The organism is Shewanella litorisediminis, from assembly GCF_016834455.1.
Classification (GTDB): domain Bacteria; phylum Pseudomonadota; class Gammaproteobacteria; order Enterobacterales; family Shewanellaceae; genus Shewanella; species Shewanella litorisediminis.
Genome location: NZ_CP069213.1, coordinates 2,502,149 through 2,517,685 on the forward strand (window position 1 = coordinate 2,502,149; position 15,537 = coordinate 2,517,685).

A 15,537-nucleotide genomic window follows, 5' to 3' on the forward strand; every position below is an offset into this window, starting at 1 on the left:
TTGGTGGTAACGCCGCCTTAGCAGATTGATTGACTTTGGAGAGACACAATGAGCGAGCTGAAACTCGACCCCTACTTCGGCGAATACGGCGGCATGTATGTGCCGCAAATTCTGATGCCGGCGCTGAAGCAACTGGAAACCGCCTTTGTCGAGGCCCAGCAGGACCCTGAGTTTTTAACAGAGTTCCACGACCTGTTAAAAAACTATGCCGGTCGTCCCACGGCGCTGACCCTGACCCGAAATCTGTCACCCAATCCCAGGGTGAAAATTTACTTAAAGCGTGAGGACCTGCTCCACGGGGGCGCCCACAAGACCAATCAGGTGCTGGGTCAGGCGCTGCTCGCCAAACGCATGGGCAAAAAAGAGATTATCGCCGAGACAGGCGCGGGTCAGCACGGGGTGGCCACGGCGCTGGCCTGCGCCCTGTTGGGGCTTAAATGCAAGGTGTATATGGGCGCCAAAGACGTGGCACGTCAAAGCCCCAACGTGTTTCGCATGCGCTTGATGGGCGCCGAGGTTATTCCGGTGACCTCAGGCTCTGCCACCCTCAAGGATGCCTGTAACGAGGCCATGCGCGACTGGTCCGGCAGCTATGACCGCGCCCACTATCTGCTGGGGACTGCCGCAGGGCCGCATCCCTTCCCCACCATAGTGCGTGAGTTCCAGCGCATGATTGGCGCCGAAACCAAGGCCCAAATGCTGGAAAAAGAAGGCCGCCTGCCGGATGCGGTTATCGCCTGTGTGGGCGGGGGCTCAAACGCCATAGGTATGTTTGCCGACTTTATCGACGAGCCTTCGGTGAAGCTTATCGGCGTGGAACCCGCCGGTAAGGGCATTGATACTCCCATGCACGGTGCGCCGCTCAAGCATGGCAAGACCGGTATCTTCTTTGGCATGAAAGCCCCCTTGATGCAGGACAAACACGGCCAGATTGAAGAGTCCTACTCCATCTCTGCCGGTCTGGACTTCCCTTCCGTGGGACCGCAGCACGCCTATCTCAATGCCACCGGCCGCGCCACCTATGAATCGGCCACCGACGATGAGGCACTTGAGGCATTCCAGCTGCTTGCCCGCAGTGAAGGCATTATCCCGGCGCTGGAATCGGCCCACGCCCTGGCCTACGCCCTGCGCCTGGCCAAAGATGCCACCACAGAGCAAATCATCGTGGTCAATCTCTCAGGCCGCGGCGATAAAGACATTTTCACTGTTTCCGACATTTTAGATGGCAAGGCCAGCGCATAAGGAGTACTGCCATGAACCGATATTCAAACGCCTTTGCCCGCTTAAAAGCCGAATCGCGGGGCGCCTTCGTGCCATTCGTCACCCTGGGGGACCCGGGCATTGAGGAGAGTCTGGCGATTATTGATGCCCTGGTCGAAGGCGGCGCCGACTGTCTTGAGCTGGGTTTTCCCTTTTCAGACCCCCTCGCCGATGGTCCGGTGATCCAGGGCGCCAACATCCGCGCCCTGGCCGCCGGCACCACTCCGGAAGATTGTTTCAAGATGATTGAAACAATCCGCGCCAGGTATCCTGAGCTCCCCATTGGCCTCTTACTGTACGCCAATCTGGTGTTTGCCAACGGCATAGAGGCGTTTTACCGCCGCGCCAAGGCAGCTGGGGTGGACTCTGTGCTGATTGCCGATGTACCGGCAGAAGAGTCGGCGCCCTTTGTCGCCGCCGCCAAGGCCGAAGGCATAGCGCCGATTTTCATTGCGCCCCCCAATGCCGACGCCGACACACTGCGCCGGGTAGCGTCCCTTGGCGAGGGTTACACCTACCTCTTGTCCCGCGCCGGGGTGACAGGTGCCGATACCAAAGCAGGTATGCCACTGGACTCGGTGCTGACGGCCCTCAAGGAATTTAACGCCCCGCCACCGCTTCTGGGCTTTGGCATCGCAGAGCCTTCACAGGTTCAGGCAGCCATCGCCGCCGGTGCTGCGGGCGCCATTTCCGGCTCGGCCGTGGTCAAGCGCATCGAAGCCTTGAAAGACGATATGCCAAAGCTCCTGGCAGAGCTTAAGGCCTTTGCCTGTGCCATGAAGGCGGCAACCTGACACGTTTAGTAACGGATAAGCCACTCATTCCAATGCGTTCGTAAAAAGACAGCGGTGAAACCCGCTGTCTTTTTTTAGGGCGAATATAAGATGAAGCGGCTGAAAAGCATCTCAGTGCCATCGCCCTGAGCGTCATTGCAGTGGATTGATTCTCCTGGAAGCAGCGTCCGGAAGGTTGACTCTCAACAGCACCTGAAATACAACTAAACCTATGAAGCACCGTTCGGCCCAGGGTCGAAGCAGCAGCTAAGGAGCGGCCCATGGCCAAGGCACTGCTAGTGATAGATGTTCAACAACTGCTTTTTGAAGGCGCCAAGCCACCATTCGATGCCGACAATATTATCCGGCGTATTAACCACCTGACTCAAACTGCGCGCGCAGCAGGGGCTGTCGTTATATTTATTCAGCATGAACAGCCAGACACACCCATTGCCCGTGAAACCCAGGGCTGGCAGCTGGTGAGCGGCTTGATACAGGATGAAAACGACTACTTTGTAGGTAAAACCACCCCGGACAGTTTTCAGGGCACAGGACTTAAGGCCTTACTGGATGAACTGGACGTGGATGCCCTGGCGATTTGTGGCTACGCCAGCGAGTTTTGTGTCGATACCACGGTGAGACGCGCCCTGGCGCTGGGGTATCCGGTGGACCTTATCACCGATGCGCACACTACAGCAGACAAGGCGCATCTGGATGCCAAGACCATCATTGCCCACGAGAATGCGACCCTGTGCAGCATTAAAAGCTTTGGCGTCGTGGCCACGGCAGTCTCCGCAACCGACTGGCGCCCCTGATACCTGCCAAAGCAACAGGCAGCGACCAGAGCCGATTAGGTCACTGCCCGTTCACTCAGTTATTCACTCTGGCCATTCACTCCGGGGCACGCACTCTGCTGCGTGCGCCCCAGTTCCTCAATCAGCAATGCTCTAATCAGCATTGCCCGAATCAGCAGTGCCGCAGTCGGCAGCAACTAATTCGGCAGCACAGCCATTAGCGGGCCAGTAGTGCAGCCACTGATTTTTCTGTTGCCCCAACTGTTTCGGTGTCAGGCGTACTTTCGGTTCCCGACGCGTTTTCAATTTCAATCACGCTTTCCCCGTCGGGCAAACTATCCGCTTTTGTCGTGCTTTCGAGCGTCCCCATACCTTCGGCATCGACTGTGTTCCCGGTCGTACTTTTATGGGGCACCTGATGCTGATTGATATCTATGACTGGAGCCATTTCAGCACTTTCTTCACGTAGTTCGGATGCAAACTCAGAGTCGGCTGACAGGATTGCATCGTCAGCCCCCCGGGGCGTAAGCGCATCAGCAGCGCTGATACTTCCTTGCCAACGATTTTGCCAATTAGCGAGTGCGGCGGCCAATGCAACGCCCTGCACTTCGGTCAAAATGCCGTTGTGGCCAGCGATCACCCCATCGGCAACCGCCAGTACCCATACCGCCTGACGGTTGGCATCTTCACAGCTTTGCACCGATTTACGGGCATGCAAACGGGCACGGATCTTCCAACCCGGGCCATCCAGTACCCCCATACACCCAGGCTTGGCATCGTGGTCCTGCAGCGCCTTGGGAAGCACAAGGGCACGGCTGCAATCCCTGCCGGGACAGGGGTCAATATCATGGGTAATTGCCCAGGAGTTGCCCACGGCACGCTCTCCCTGCTTGAGCCAGTTGAAGGCCTCAAGCACGGCAAAGTCCGTTTTGGACTGCAGCACCAGCATGGCAGGCCCGGCATTGTCTGGGCTGCGCCATTTATCCAATGGCTGATATTCCTTTGCGGAGGCTGCGGGATTGAGCAGTACGGTAAAATGCCGCTCCCCCTGCCCCTTAGCCAAGTTATCCAGCAGACTTTCCTTGCGGGCATGGAGTGCCACCACGCCACCGAGACTATGGCCTATGAGGGTATAGCGGCCCAATATGCCTTCATCCGCCAGAGTGTCGAGCTCCGCCAGCAAGGGCTTGACGCCATGTTCTCCCACACGCCTGGCCACCCGTTTGCTGGTGAAAATGGTAGGAAAGTCCAGCGGCTCGACAACACTATCGGGGTCGTCCGAGCCATCGAGCCAAAAGGGATCGTATTGATCGCCGCGCCAACCGATATAGAGTCCAAGCAGCGATGGATTATTGGCCGACATCTGTTGGTAAAAACGCTTAAAAGCCAAAAAGTTATCGTCGCCAGGCGCCGCATTGTGATGCCAGCCGTGGATAAAAATCAATAAGTCAGCACCGGGACTTGCCCTGAGCCGGGCCTTTAAGGCATTGAATTGCTCGGGCAGGTGCATGTCGCCGTCATCATTGAACTCAATGACGTGGAAATTGGCGAAAGGCTGCCCGGGTGAAACAGGATGATAGGCAATATCAGGAATACGTGTGGACCAGATGGACAACCCGAGCAACACAATCAGGGCAAGTTTTACGGCTGCGATGCCTTTCAACCACTTACGCAAAACACACTTCCACAAGATCAAAACCCTTACTGGGGCGGGCGGCCATTATAGGGCCGGTCACAGGCTTTCACCAGCGGGTAAAGTGCCATACCCAGCGGCCAATCCCCATGTTACACTCGGTTTTTCGCTGACGGCCCGATGCAAGCTTACGTGCCGTCAAAGGCTTACACTTTCGGACTTCACAGGACGCCATGAAACAGCTGCTCGATTTTTTACCGCTTCTGGTCTTTTTCGCCGTTTACAAGTTTTTTGATATCTATGCCGCCACCGGTGCCCTGATAGTCGCGACACTTATTCAGCTTATCGCTACCTACGCGCTGTATAAGAAAATCGAAAAAATGCACCTGATCACCTTTGCCCTGGTGGCCACCTTTGGTACCGCTACCCTGATTTTCCACGATGATGCCTTTATCAAGTGGAAGGTGACCATCGTCTATGCCCTGTTCGCTCTTGCCCTCATCGCCGGCCAGTTTCTGGGTAAACCCATTCTCAAATCCATGCTGGGTCAGGAAATGCCGGTAGACGATAAGATTTGGGCGAGGCTCACCTGGTACTGGGTGCTGTTTTTTGTGGTCTGCGGTCTTATCAACATTTATGTGGCATTCAGCCTATCCCAGGAAACCTGGGTGAACTTCAAGGTATTCGGGCTGACGGCCGCCACCCTGGTCAATACACTGATTACCGTGTTTTACCTGTTCAAACATCTTCCCGAAGATAAAAAGAAGGAACTCAAATAATGTGGTACATGATTTCATCCCAGGACGTTGCCAACAGTCTCGAAAAACGCCTTGCTGCCCGTCCGGCGCACCTTGCACGCCTGCAGGAACTGGCCGATGAAGGTCGACTGATGATTGCCGGTCCACACCCCGCCATCGACAGCGATAACCCCGGTGAAGCCGGCTTCACCGGCTCTCTGGTGGTGGCCGAATTTGAATCACTGGAAATCGCTCAGGCGTGGGCCGATGCCGACCCTTACATTGCCGCTGGCGTGTATGAAAAGGTGATCGTGAAGCCCTTTAAGCGAGTGCTGCCCTGATGAAAGTCGTTTCCTTTAACATCAATGGCCTGCGTTCGCGCCTGCATCAACTTCAGGCCCTGATAGATACCCAGGCGCCGGATATTATTGGCCTGCAGGAAACCAAGGTACACGACGAAGCCTTTCCGCTCGCCGATGTCGAGGCCATGGGTTACAAGGTGTATTACCATGGGGGCAAGGCCCATTATGGCGTGGCGTTGCTGTCAAAGGTTGAGCCAGAATCCGTGGAAAAGGGTTACCCCTGGGATGCTGAAGATGCCCAAAGACGGATGATTATTGGTAAATTCCGTCAGCCAAGCGGTCGTCTGCTCACAGTGATGAATGGTTACTTCCCCCAGGGGGAAAGCCGGGATCATGAAATCAAGTTTCCCGCCAAGCGTAAGTTTTATGCCGATCTCCAGCGCCTCCTGACCGAATCTTACAGCAGCGATGACGACATCATCATCATGGGCGATATCAACATCTCGCCGCTGGATTTGGACATAGGTATTGGTCCGGATAACGCCAAACGCTGGCTCAGAACCGGTAAGTGCAGTTTCCTGCCGGAAGAGCGAGAGTGGCTGCAAACCCTGAAAGACTGGGGCTTGTATGACAATTTTCGGGTGTTACATCCGGAACAGGAAGGCACCTACTCCTGGTTCGATTACCGCAGTAAGGGCTTTGATGATAATCGAGGTCTGCGTATCGATGTGATCATGACCACCCGAACGCTCACCGACAGATTGATAGCGTCCGGGGTGGATTACCATATTCGCGCAATGGAAAAGCCGTCGGATCACGCCCCTGTCTGGAGCGAATTCGAGTAAGCGGGCTGCTGACCATAAAAAAGCGCCGATAACCGGCGCTTTTTTTCTGCCTGTTACTTAATTTTCGGCGGCTATCAACGACCGAGGTTCATTCGATAGAGCCGATACCAATACAAGTGTCAGGTACCAGGCATCAGGTGCGGTACTGGCCCAGGATATCCGTCAACGCCACCGAGGCCTGTGCAAGTTCATGGGCCAATTCCAGGGCGTTGTGGGCATTTTCACTGATAACACCCGATTGGTTTCTGATTTCACCGAGCTGCGCCGCAATCTCACGGCATGCCACGCTTTGCTCTTCGGCCGACGCCGCGATATGGCTTGCCATATCAAACACCTGGTTGATGGAGTCAGCAATATTGCCCACATCCTCTCCCACCAGTGAGACCGCACTCTTCCCCTGCTCCGCCCGGTTGACGATATCCCCGGTTATTCCCGACAGTGCCTTGCTCCCGGATTGCAGGCTCTCAATCATGGATTGAATTTCCACTGTGGCCTGCTGAGTCCGGCCCGCCAGGGTGCGGACTTCGTCGGCCACCACGGCAAAGCCGCGTCCCTGCTCACCGGCGCGGGCCGCCTCAATGGCCGCATTCAGGGCCAGCAGGTTGGTCTGCTCAGAGATACTGTCAATGACGGTCACCACGGCGCTGATTTCGGTCGCCTCACGCGACAGCGCATCCACCGACGATGAGGCATCGCCTATCTTGCCGGACAGCTCGGCAATACCTGCGACCGTCGTACTGATACGCTTTTGGCTTTCTTTGACCGCCCCGGCATTGGACCGGGTTTGGGTAGAGGTGGCCGACGCATTGGCTGACACTTCTTCAATGGCCGACGTCATCTGCGACATGGCCACCGCCACTGAGTCGAGAAACTCGTGTTGGCGCCGGGCGAGGCTGTCACTGCTTTGGGCCTGATTGGAAAACGCCGAGGACGCACGTTTCAGGGTGTCGGCATTATTGCGAATGGCTGAGAGCATATCGCTCATGTTATCGGCGCAGCGGTCAATTTCGCGGGCAATAAGGCTGAAGTCATCGGTACCGAAAAAATTCAGTCGTTGGGTCAGGTCGCCATCAGCCAACCGCTTGATGGCCATGTACATATCCCAAAGGCCACCACCAAGGGAGGTGGACATCCAGTAACTGAGCTGAAACAGCGGCAGTAGCCCCAGTGCAGCCCACCAGAGCATCATGCTGGCATCGCTGCGGGGCTCAGTCTCCCAGTCTGCCACATTGCGGCTGAGCGCCAATGGCGAACCCGCAAGGTCGGTCACTGCCGTCACTGTGTTGCCTTTACGTGCTGCCTGGCCCGACTGAGACAATCCATGGCGTGCAGCAAATGCCGCGAGCGCCTCTCCCTGCAGATTGTTGGCCCGGGCGATGTCCGCATAGGCATCGAGTGCGGCGCTGACCCTTGCCCCACTGGAAGATTCTATGGTCGCCAGCTGCAGGCGATAGTTCGCCAACGCCACAACGGCAGTAATGGCGGCCACCATGGAACACACCAACCAAAATTTACCGTTAAGACTGAATTTGATCAGAATCGCATCAATTTTACGAAAGGTTATTTGTTTCATTGATTATTCTCCGGCCCGGTCAGCGTTCCCGGTCATGGGTAAGTATAGATGGTGACCAGGCAGACCTGAGCCAAGCTGCATATTTCGCCATGGCAACGTTAAATCATGAGGCGTGAGACTCACTCTGTTACAGCAACTGGCATGTAACGAGCCAGCAAACCCGAGAGAAGGCTCATGGCATACCCCATCACAGCTCCAACAAGTAAAGGCGGCAGTACCGCGATGAAATCACCATTTAATGCAAACATGGCGCAGCAGCCCAAAAAGGTCCCGGGAATAAAGGCGAGCAGCCGTTTACTGGCCTGCAGACACATAAACGCGGTCACGATACCGGTGAGAATGGCAGCACTGTATCCCATGGTCAGCACTTCAGCGCCATGGAGAATAAGCCAGGCCCACAGCACCCCCGACAGTGTGGTGGCCCAGGTAGAAATGACGCCTCGCGGGCTCAGCTCCCCCTGGGCAAAATAGGCACTGCATCCCAGAAACCCTACCCAGGTTACCCAGGAAAGTTGGCCGGATACCGCCACCCACAAGGCGGCTAGCAGGCCAGCGGCCAGCGCCACAGGCAATCGTTCGAACATAGTTGGACCCCTTTGTCTTTGTGTTATGGCGCTAACAATAAGGCAAACTGAAGGACGAAAAACTGATCTTGTTCCAAAAAAGTGTAATTAAATTACCAAAGATGACTCGTGCTTTGGTCAAAAGGACTGCCAAGGGCAATGAACGCAGGAGGGAAAAAGATAGCAACAAGGGCGCTGTGGCTCCTATGGCATCAAGCCCAGGGAGCCACAACCGTGGAATTACATATTAACCGAGCAGCTGATCGGCCACAAAGGGGTTATGGGCGCGCTCTTCGGCAAAAGTCGACATGGGACCATGGCCTGGTATGAAAGCGACATCTTTACCCAGCGGCCAGAGCTTGGTGGTAATGGAATTGATCAGTGCTTTGTGATCTGAACCGGGGAAGTCGGTGCGGCCGATTGAGCCACGAAAAAGCACATCCCCCACCAAGGCGAGCTTGGTCACAGGTTCAAAAAACACCAGATGTCCGGGCGTGTGTCCGGGACAATGCACCACATCCAGCATGACTTCGCCAAGGCGCACTTGTTCACCTTCCTCCAGGTAACGGGAAGGAGCAAAGGCATCACAGTGGGCGAACCCAAAGTTTTGGCTCTGACGGGGCAGGTTTTCCAACCAGAAGGCGTCATCCACATGGGGGCCTTCAATGGCAACGCCGGTTTCCAGGGCGAGTTTAGCGGCGCCGCCGACATGGTCTATATGGCCATGGGTCAGCAGAATCTTATCCAATGTCAGTCCATGTTTTTCCAGCGCCTCATGGATCCGTTCCAGGTTTCCACCCGGATCAACCACCGCAGCTTTGCGGGTGTTTTCACACCAAATGAGAGTGCAATTTTGCTGAAAAGGCGTCACTGGAATTATCTGATATTTCATAGTCGCATTCTCTTGTGAATTCTGGGCGCTAGATTAAGTGATCCTGGCCATTGTGTGCCAGTTTTCTCGGGCAGAAATTGATCTTGATAGGGCTTTGGTCAGATTCATGACTTGCCAGATGAGGGCATTTGTATACAATCCGCACCAAGATGCCAGCCAATGAGTCCTGCCCATGTCTGTTTCAGCCAAACTGCCCAACGCCTCCGGGGTCAAAACGCTTCTCCCACAAATGATTGCACAGAAGCTTAGCTTTATCCTGCCGCTGGATTACCAGGACCCTGCCAAAGGAACGATTGAAGTCTTTGCCCGTAGCTTGGTGCACAAAGATAAGCAGCACCAGGACCTGCCCTGGCTGGTGTATTTCCAGGGTGGCCCGGGATTCGCCGCACAGCGCCCTGTCAGCCACAGCGGCTGGATAAAAAGGGCGCTGGCGGAGTATCGGGTACTGCTGCTCGATCAGCGTGGCACCGGTCTTTCCACCCCGGTGAACGCCACAAGCCTCGCACACCTCGATGACGTGGCCAAAGCCGACTACCTGACTCACTTCCGCGCCGATAACATTATCAGAGACGCCGAAGCCATTCGCGCCATCTTAAGCCCCGAAACGCCCTGGACCATTCTCGGCCAGAGCTTTGGCGGTTTTTGCGTGCTCAGGTACTTAAGTGTTGCTGCCCATGGCTTGAAAGAAGCCTATATCACAGGTGGCATTCCACCGATTGGCCGAAGCGCCGACGAGGTGTACCGTGCAACCTTTAAACGGGTATTGCAGAAAAATCGACAGTTCCATCAACGTTTCCCGGATGCTGCATCGCTGCTGGCCGCCCTGCAGCAACACCTGCTTCATCATCAGGTGCTTTTACCTTCAGGCCAGCGTTTAACGCCACCCATGTTGCAACTGCTGGGTATACATCTGGGGATGGAAGATGGGCCTGAGGCCGTATATTACCTGATAGAGCAGGCGCTGTTGTCCACGCCTTCCGGGGAGCGGATAAACCCGCTGTTTGTTGAGCGCTTTGGACAGATGCTCGATTACAACACCAACCCTCTGTTTTCAGTGCTCCATGAGGCCATTTACTGCGAAATGCAGCCGTCCAACTGGGCCGCACACAGGATTCGGGCGGAGTATCCGCAGTTTGACGCAGCGCCACCTGCGCCGCTGCTGCTCACAGGGGAAATGATTTTCCCATGGATGTTTGACTGCTTTGAACACCTCAAACCGCTAAAAGGCTGCGCTGAGTTGCTGGCGCAGAAAACGGATTGGCCAAGGCTCTATGATACGGCCGCACTCGCAACCAATACAGTGCCGGTTGCCTCCGCCATTTACAGTGAAGACATGTTCGTGGAAATGGAGTACAGCCTGGAAACAGCCAAACAGGTGGCCAATCTGAAATACTGGCTGACCTCGGAATACGAACACAATGGCATTCGTATGGATGGTGAGCGCATTCTCGATCGCCTCATCGCCATCAATCGGGGCACGAGTCTGCGCTAGCCACAGGGCGCTCAGGGAATTTTAAGTCCGGCTTAAGCCCGGCTTGGCACACTCAATAGTGTTCCTCCTCTATGAGCGTTTGTGCTAACCACTTTTGGTTATCGCTTTTTGAGTGGAGTAAGCCAGGATCTTGGCTTACTCCTTTTTTTACCCGATACTCACTCAAGCACCTCAGTATCGGAGTCGCCCATGGAAATCCGTCACCCTTCGCAGTTAAGCCCTGAAATTCTTGTTGGCATAGTCAATGAAAAACTCCGCTTACAGTGCCCGGACAAGGCGTCACTTTTATACGAGCTGGGAATGCAAGAAGCTGAGCTGGACGCAAAATTGGCAGGCTTCGATTACAACCCCATCATCAATCAATATCGCAGCCGCTGAGCCTTGCCTGTCTACCTTTGATAGCCCTTGAGCTGTCGTTTTGAAGCACGCTCAGAAGGCGATAATCCGGGGTTGAGAGCGTGACACGTCAAGGTTCAGGAGTCGTGAAACTTTCGGTTTTCTCAGCACTCGCCCTGAGTCTTATCCCGGTTTCAAATCAAAGTGAAAACTTCGGATCACGAAATACGCTGCGCATCGCCCGTTGGGTTTACCGGCTTGTATCTGCTATTTAACGAGGGTTGATTTGCTTGCCCGCGCAGCTGTTTTACCGCCAGAGCTTGAACGGCTTTTGCGCCCCCAGCCAGCACTTGACCCGGATATTCGCCCTTTCCCCTTGCCGCCTCTGCCTTTAAAAGACCGTTTGGCCCCGGTTGCTGTGACGCCGGCCAACGCCGTCGGCAAACTGGCAGCGGCCTGCTGAATGAGCTTTTCAAGTTCCAACACCAGCGGCGCCATAAAGCCTTTGTAAGATAGCTGTCGTTGGCAGATATCGCTGAGCTGACGCTCCCAAAGCGCCGTCATATCCGCTGTGGTTGCCACCTCGGGCAAACTGGCAATTAAGCCCCGTCCGGCTTGGGATGCCATGATGCTTTTACCCTGACGCACCAAAAAGCCACGTTTAAACAGGAGTTCGATGATCCCGGCACGGGTCGCTTCAGTGCCCAGGCCATCTGTATCCTTCAAGATGCGTTTAATGTCCGGTGAGCTTACATAACGGGCGATGCCTGTCATGGCACTGAGCAAGGTCGCATCGGTAAAATGTTTTGGGGGCTGGGTTTGTTTGGCCAGCAGCTCACCGTGGCAGCACTGGGCTATATCGCCCTTATTCAGGGCTGGCAAGGGCGTCTTTTGGCTGGTGTCTGTTTCTTCCGGATCTTTAGCTTCTTCCTGCGCACCGCTGCGCTGAAACAACACCCGCCAACCTGCAGCGCGTTCAACCGACGCCTTGGCGAGAAAACTTCCGCCCTCGATAGTGAGCTGAATCTCGGTATCCGACAGGAGACGATGGGGATAAAACTGCGCCAGATATTGCCGTGCAATATGCAAATAAAGCTGACGCTCCCGCTGATTCAGCTGCGACAGCGCCGCGCGTTTCCCCGTGGGCACTATGGCGTGGTGGGCGTCCACCTTGCTGTCATCCCAGGCCTTGGACACCAGCTGCGGATTGGGCGGTGGCACGCTGTCGAGCAGCTCAGGCGCATTTGCGCTGATGGCCGCTACCACATCAGGTACCAAAGAAAGTTGTTCTTTGGGCAGATGACGGCTGTCAGAGCGGGGATAGGTAATCAGCTTGTGGCGCTCATAAAGGCTCTGCGCCGTATCCAGCACCTCTTTCGCGCTCATGCCAAAGCGTTTGGCACAATCGATTTGCAGCGCCGACAGGCTGTAAAGCAAAGGTGGCGCCTGTTTCTTGTCTTTGTGGCTAACCTGATTCACCAGCGCAGGCTTACCGTCAATGCGGTTAACCACGGTTTCTGCAAGGCGGCGTGACAGCACCCGCCCTTCTTCATCCATGTAGGGCTGACAAGCCTCGCTGGGTTGCCACTTGGCACAGAAAGACTCGCCCTTGTCTGTGGTAATGTGAGCAAGCACCTCATAGTGGTCTTTGGGCTCAAAGTGCTCGATTTCCAGATCCCGGCGCACCACCAACCCCAACAATGGGGTTTGCACCCGCCCAACAGACAAGACACCGGCATAACCCACCTTTCGGCCCTGGAGCGTATAAGCTCGGGTCATATTCAGGCCATAGAGCCAATCGGCACGGCTGCGCGCCAGTGCCGAAGTGGCAAGCGGCACAAACTCTTTGTTGCTGCGAAGCTGCCCCAATGCGCGGCGCACCGCATCGGGGTTTAAATCCGAAATCAACAAGCGCTGGGTAGATGCCAGTTTGGATGCAGAAACCTTGGCATGGGAAATCACTTCATCTACCAGGAGCTGCCCTTCCCTATCCGGATCGCCTGCATGTACCAGGGAAGATGCCTGCTTGATCAGGCGTTTTACCACCGCCAATTGGGCTTTGGCTGAACTTCGCGGGGTGAGTTTCCACTCGTCGGGAATGATGGGTAAATGGGCAAGCTGCCACTGTTTATACTCGGGAGAATAAGCATCCGGCTCGGCCTGCTCAAGCAAATGGCCAATACACCAGGTCACACAATCGCCGTTACCCAGCTCAATATACCCATCACCCTTTTTATGGGGTTTGGGCAACACCTCAGCAATGGCGCGGCCGAGGCTGGGTTTTTCGGCAATATAGAGGATCATGGCGGGATATTCGGGCCTAAAACACTGGATGAATTTACAGTAAATGTAGCGAAAATCCCCGGCGGACGCAACGCGCAATCCCAGCGGGTTAAAGCCAGGGTCAGATTTAACCTGATCCAGTGTAAATTTTGTTGAGAATAGTTCTCATCAAAGCTCAAATAACCGATATCAACCGATACCGGACTCGCCTATGCAAAGCTCAGTCTCTGTTATTCGTCATCAATGGCTGCTGTATGCCGTGCTTTTGTTGCTCGCACTACTGCTGTGTCTTCCCCAAACAGGCTGGCCACTGATACTGCTGCCATTATGTTTTATCGTTGGACAATGTCTGCAGGCAAAGCCGCTTACCCATTTCGGCACTGGCGGCTTATTTGCGGTTTGGCTGATATGTTTTGCCAAATCCATGTGGGTTTGACTTACCGAATCCTTGAAAACAAAAACCAGCACCTGAGTGCTGGTTTTGATTAGCCGTGAAGTGTTATCAAACCCTCTTTATCCGTAAGAGGATTAGGGATGACACACGTTGTGCAGCTCAAGGTTAGTGCCCACGTCGCTGTTACGATTGGCCTTGGCATCATCGTTTCTCAGCTGGGTGAGGTGGTCGAGGTACGCCTGAGTCACATCGCCTGTGATGTAATCACCATCAAATACGGATGTTTCAAAGCGCTTGATCTCAGGGTTTTCCATACGCACGGCTTCAACCAGATCCGGCAGGTCCTGGAAGATAATACCGTCGGCACCAATCAGTTTGGCGATCTCATCCGCATCACGTCCGTGGGCAATGAGCTCATTGGAAGTGGGCATGTCGATGCCATACACGTTGGGGAAACGAATTTCAGGCGCTGCAGAGGCAAAATACACCTTCTTGGCACCGGCTTCGCGGGCCATCTCGATGATCTGCTCTGAGGTAGTACCACGCACGATAGAGTCGTCCACCAGGAGCACATTTTTGCCTTTAAACTCGGTGTTGATGGCATTGAGCTTACGGCGTACTGACTTCTTACGCTCCTGCTGACCGGGCATGATAAAGGTACGGCCAATGTAGCGGTTCTTTACAAAGCCCTGACGATAAGGCAAGTCCATCACACGGGCGATTTCCAGTGCGATATCACAGGAGGTCTCAGGAATGGGGATAACCACATCGATGTCGTTGTCGTACCATTCTTTCTTGATTTTCTCGCCCAGTTTGGCGCCCATGTTTACGCGGCTGGCGTAGACAGACACCTTGTCGATGGTGGAGTCTGGACGGGCAAAGTAAACAAACTCGAAAATACAGGGAGAGTACAGAGGCGCTTCGGCGCACTGACGGGTAAACAGCTGACCGTCGAGGGTGACGTATACGGCTTCGCCCGGTGCAACATCGCGGATCACTTCAAAACCCACGGCATCCAGGGCCACACTCTCTGAGGCCACCATGTACTCTGTGCCGGTGGCGGTCTCATTTTTACCGAGCACCAGCGGGCGAATGCCATTGGGGTCACGGAAAGCCACCAGACCTTCGCCAACAATCATGGCCACTACCGCATAAGCACCACGGGTTTGAGCGTGCACCTTGGCCACGGCATCAAACACCTGATCGGCGCTCAGATGGGCGCTCTGCACTTGCTGCAGCTCATCGGCGAGCAGGTTCAGCAACACTTCAGAATCCGACGTGGTGTTCACGTGTCGACGCTGCTGCTTGAGGCGAGCCGACAGATCCTGAGTGTTGGTCAGGTTGCCGTTATGGGCCAGAGAAATACCAAAAGGCGAGTTAACGTAAAAAGGCTGGGCTTCTGAGGAGCTGGAGCTCCCGGCGGTGGGATAACGCACATGGCCGATACCGGCGTTACCCTGCAGGCGCTGCATGTGTTTGGGTTCAAACACATCACGCACCAGTCCGTTAGCCTTACGGAGCCTGAACGCGTCATTGTCTACCGTGACTATCCCGGCTGCATCCTGACCACGGTGTTGAAGCACTGTCAGTGCGTCGTAGATGGTCTGATTAACCGAGGAATGGCCAACTATTCCGACGATACCACACATGGGAGAGTGTC

14 protein-coding genes are annotated in these 15,537 nt (G+C 55.0%); 8 read left to right on the top strand and 6 right to left on the bottom strand.

Going from position 1 to position 15,537, the window contains the following annotated elements; translation table 11 throughout:
• Positions 1 to 48: 48 nt before the first annotated feature.
• The 3 genes from trpB (at position 49) to JQC75_RS10945 (ending at position 2,848) form a co-directional block, all read left to right on the top strand.
• Positions 49 to 1,242 carry a tryptophan synthase subunit beta gene (trpB, locus tag JQC75_RS10935; protein ID WP_203324137.1) on the top strand — a complete coding sequence of 398 codons (1,194 nt, stop codon included), beginning with the start codon at positions 49 to 51 and terminating at the stop codon, positions 1,240 to 1,242.
• Between the two features lie 11 nt (positions 1,243 to 1,253).
• On the top strand, positions 1,254 to 2,054 hold the full coding sequence (gene trpA / locus JQC75_RS10940; RefSeq protein WP_203324138.1) for a tryptophan synthase subunit alpha: 801 nt from the start codon (positions 1,254 to 1,256) through the stop codon (positions 2,052 to 2,054).
• A 260-nt stretch (positions 2,055 to 2,314) separates the two neighbouring features.
• Entirely contained in the window at positions 2,315 to 2,848 is a 534-nt protein-coding gene (locus JQC75_RS10945) for a cysteine hydrolase family protein (RefSeq protein WP_203324139.1), read from the top strand.
• Positions 2,849 to 3,044: 196 nt separating this feature from the next.
• On the opposite strand, the gene JQC75_RS10950 is transcribed toward JQC75_RS10945, so the two are convergent.
• Positions 3,045 to 4,502, bottom strand: coding sequence for a hydrolase (locus tag JQC75_RS10950; RefSeq protein WP_203324140.1), 1,458 nt, complete (start codon positions 4,500 to 4,502; stop codon positions 3,045 to 3,047).
• Between the two features lie 191 nt (positions 4,503 to 4,693).
• Here JQC75_RS10950 and JQC75_RS10955 point away from each other — a divergent pair, with 191 nt between their 5' ends.
• From JQC75_RS10955 to xthA, 3 genes are read left to right on the top strand one after another with little or no spacing between them, the layout of a single operon-like run.
• Positions 4,694 to 5,239, top strand: coding sequence for a septation protein A (locus JQC75_RS10955; protein WP_203324141.1), 546 nt, complete (start codon positions 4,694 to 4,696; stop codon positions 5,237 to 5,239).
• Positions 5,239 to 5,538 (top strand): YciI family protein, encoded by a 300-nt coding sequence (locus tag JQC75_RS10960; protein WP_203324142.1) that lies wholly within the window; start codon positions 5,239 to 5,241, stop codon positions 5,536 to 5,538. Before JQC75_RS10955 ends, JQC75_RS10960 begins: the two co-directional genes overlap by 1 nt.
• Positions 5,538 to 6,344 carry an exodeoxyribonuclease III gene (gene xthA / locus JQC75_RS10965; protein WP_203324143.1) on the top strand — a complete coding sequence of 269 codons (807 nt, stop codon included), beginning with the start codon at positions 5,538 to 5,540 and terminating at the stop codon, positions 6,342 to 6,344. The genes JQC75_RS10960 and xthA overlap by 1 nt, the downstream gene beginning before the upstream one ends.
• Positions 6,345 to 6,477: 133 nt before the next feature.
• Here xthA and JQC75_RS10970 read toward each other — a convergent pair whose 3' ends face one another.
• From JQC75_RS10970 to JQC75_RS10980, 3 genes are all read right to left on the bottom strand, one after another.
• Positions 6,478 to 7,917: a methyl-accepting chemotaxis protein gene (locus tag JQC75_RS10970; protein WP_203324144.1), complete on the bottom strand. Its 1,440-nt coding sequence runs from the start codon at positions 7,915 to 7,917 to the stop codon at positions 6,478 to 6,480.
• A gap of 119 nt (positions 7,918 to 8,036) precedes the next feature.
• The gene (locus JQC75_RS10975) at positions 8,037 to 8,501 is read right to left on the bottom strand and encodes a DUF1097 domain-containing protein (protein ID WP_203324145.1); all 465 of its coding nucleotides are present in this window, start codon (positions 8,499 to 8,501) and stop codon (positions 8,037 to 8,039) included.
• Between the two features lie 226 nt (positions 8,502 to 8,727).
• Positions 8,728 to 9,372, bottom strand: a complete 645-nt coding sequence (locus JQC75_RS10980) for an MBL fold metallo-hydrolase (protein WP_203324146.1) — start codon at positions 9,370 to 9,372, stop codon at positions 8,728 to 8,730.
• Between the two features lie 172 nt (positions 9,373 to 9,544).
• Here JQC75_RS10980 and JQC75_RS10985 point away from each other — a divergent pair, with 172 nt between their 5' ends.
• Together JQC75_RS10985 and JQC75_RS10990 are read left to right on the top strand one after the other, a co-directional pair.
• Complete coding sequence (locus JQC75_RS10985; RefSeq protein WP_203324147.1) at positions 9,545 to 10,864, top strand: alpha/beta fold hydrolase; 1,320 nt, start codon at positions 9,545 to 9,547, stop codon at positions 10,862 to 10,864.
• 189 nt (positions 10,865 to 11,053) lie between these two features.
• Positions 11,054 to 11,242 carry a DUF4250 domain-containing protein gene (locus tag JQC75_RS10990; RefSeq protein ID WP_203324148.1) on the top strand — a complete coding sequence of 63 codons (189 nt, stop codon included), beginning with the start codon at positions 11,054 to 11,056 and terminating at the stop codon, positions 11,240 to 11,242.
• Positions 11,243 to 11,467: 225 nt separating this feature from the next.
• Here the strand turns inward: JQC75_RS10990 and JQC75_RS10995 are convergent, their stop codons facing one another.
• Both JQC75_RS10995 and purF read right to left on the bottom strand, forming a co-directional pair.
• Positions 11,468 to 13,504 carry a DNA topoisomerase III gene (locus tag JQC75_RS10995; protein ID WP_203324149.1) on the bottom strand — a complete coding sequence of 679 codons (2,037 nt, stop codon included), beginning with the start codon at positions 13,502 to 13,504 and terminating at the stop codon, positions 11,468 to 11,470.
• A 507-nt stretch (positions 13,505 to 14,011) separates the two neighbouring features.
• Positions 14,012 to 15,526 carry an amidophosphoribosyltransferase gene (gene purF / locus JQC75_RS11000; RefSeq protein ID WP_203324150.1) on the bottom strand — a complete coding sequence of 505 codons (1,515 nt, stop codon included), beginning with the start codon at positions 15,524 to 15,526 and terminating at the stop codon, positions 14,012 to 14,014.
• Positions 15,527 to 15,537: the final 11 nt, after the last annotated feature.

What these genes read in the sequence shown, in the direction of transcription:
- trpB (WP_203324137.1), top strand. Translation starts at nt 49, where the DNA reads ATGAGCGAGCTGAAACTCGACCCCTACTTCGGCGAATACGGCGGCATG.
- trpA (WP_203324138.1), top strand. Translation starts at nt 1,254, where the DNA reads ATGAACCGATATTCAAACGCCTTTGCCCGCTTAAAAGCCGAATCGCGG.
- JQC75_RS10945 (WP_203324139.1), top strand. Translation starts at nt 2,315, where the DNA reads ATGGCCAAGGCACTGCTAGTGATAGATGTTCAACAACTGCTTTTTGAA.
- JQC75_RS10955 (WP_203324141.1), top strand. Translation starts at nt 4,694, where the DNA reads ATGAAACAGCTGCTCGATTTTTTACCGCTTCTGGTCTTTTTCGCCGTT.
- JQC75_RS10960 (WP_203324142.1), top strand. Translation starts at nt 5,239, where the DNA reads ATGTGGTACATGATTTCATCCCAGGACGTTGCCAACAGTCTCGAAAAA.
- xthA (WP_203324143.1), top strand. Translation starts at nt 5,538, where the DNA reads ATGAAAGTCGTTTCCTTTAACATCAATGGCCTGCGTTCGCGCCTGCAT.
- JQC75_RS10970 (WP_203324144.1), bottom strand. Translation starts at nt 7,917, where the DNA reads ATGAAACAAATAACCTTTCGTAAAATTGATGCGATTCTGATCAAATTC.
- JQC75_RS10975 (WP_203324145.1), bottom strand. Translation starts at nt 8,501, where the DNA reads ATGTTCGAACGATTGCCTGTGGCGCTGGCCGCTGGCCTGCTAGCCGCC.
- JQC75_RS10980 (WP_203324146.1), bottom strand. Translation starts at nt 9,372, where the DNA reads ATGAAATATCAGATAATTCCAGTGACGCCTTTTCAGCAAAATTGCACT.
- JQC75_RS10985 (WP_203324147.1), top strand. Translation starts at nt 9,545, where the DNA reads ATGTCTGTTTCAGCCAAACTGCCCAACGCCTCCGGGGTCAAAACGCTT.
- JQC75_RS10990 (WP_203324148.1), top strand. Translation starts at nt 11,054, where the DNA reads ATGGAAATCCGTCACCCTTCGCAGTTAAGCCCTGAAATTCTTGTTGGC.
- JQC75_RS10995 (WP_203324149.1), bottom strand. Translation starts at nt 13,504, where the DNA reads ATGATCCTCTATATTGCCGAAAAACCCAGCCTCGGCCGCGCCATTGCT.
- purF (WP_203324150.1), bottom strand. Translation starts at nt 15,526, where the DNA reads ATGTGTGGTATCGTCGGAATAGTTGGCCATTCCTCGGTTAATCAGACC.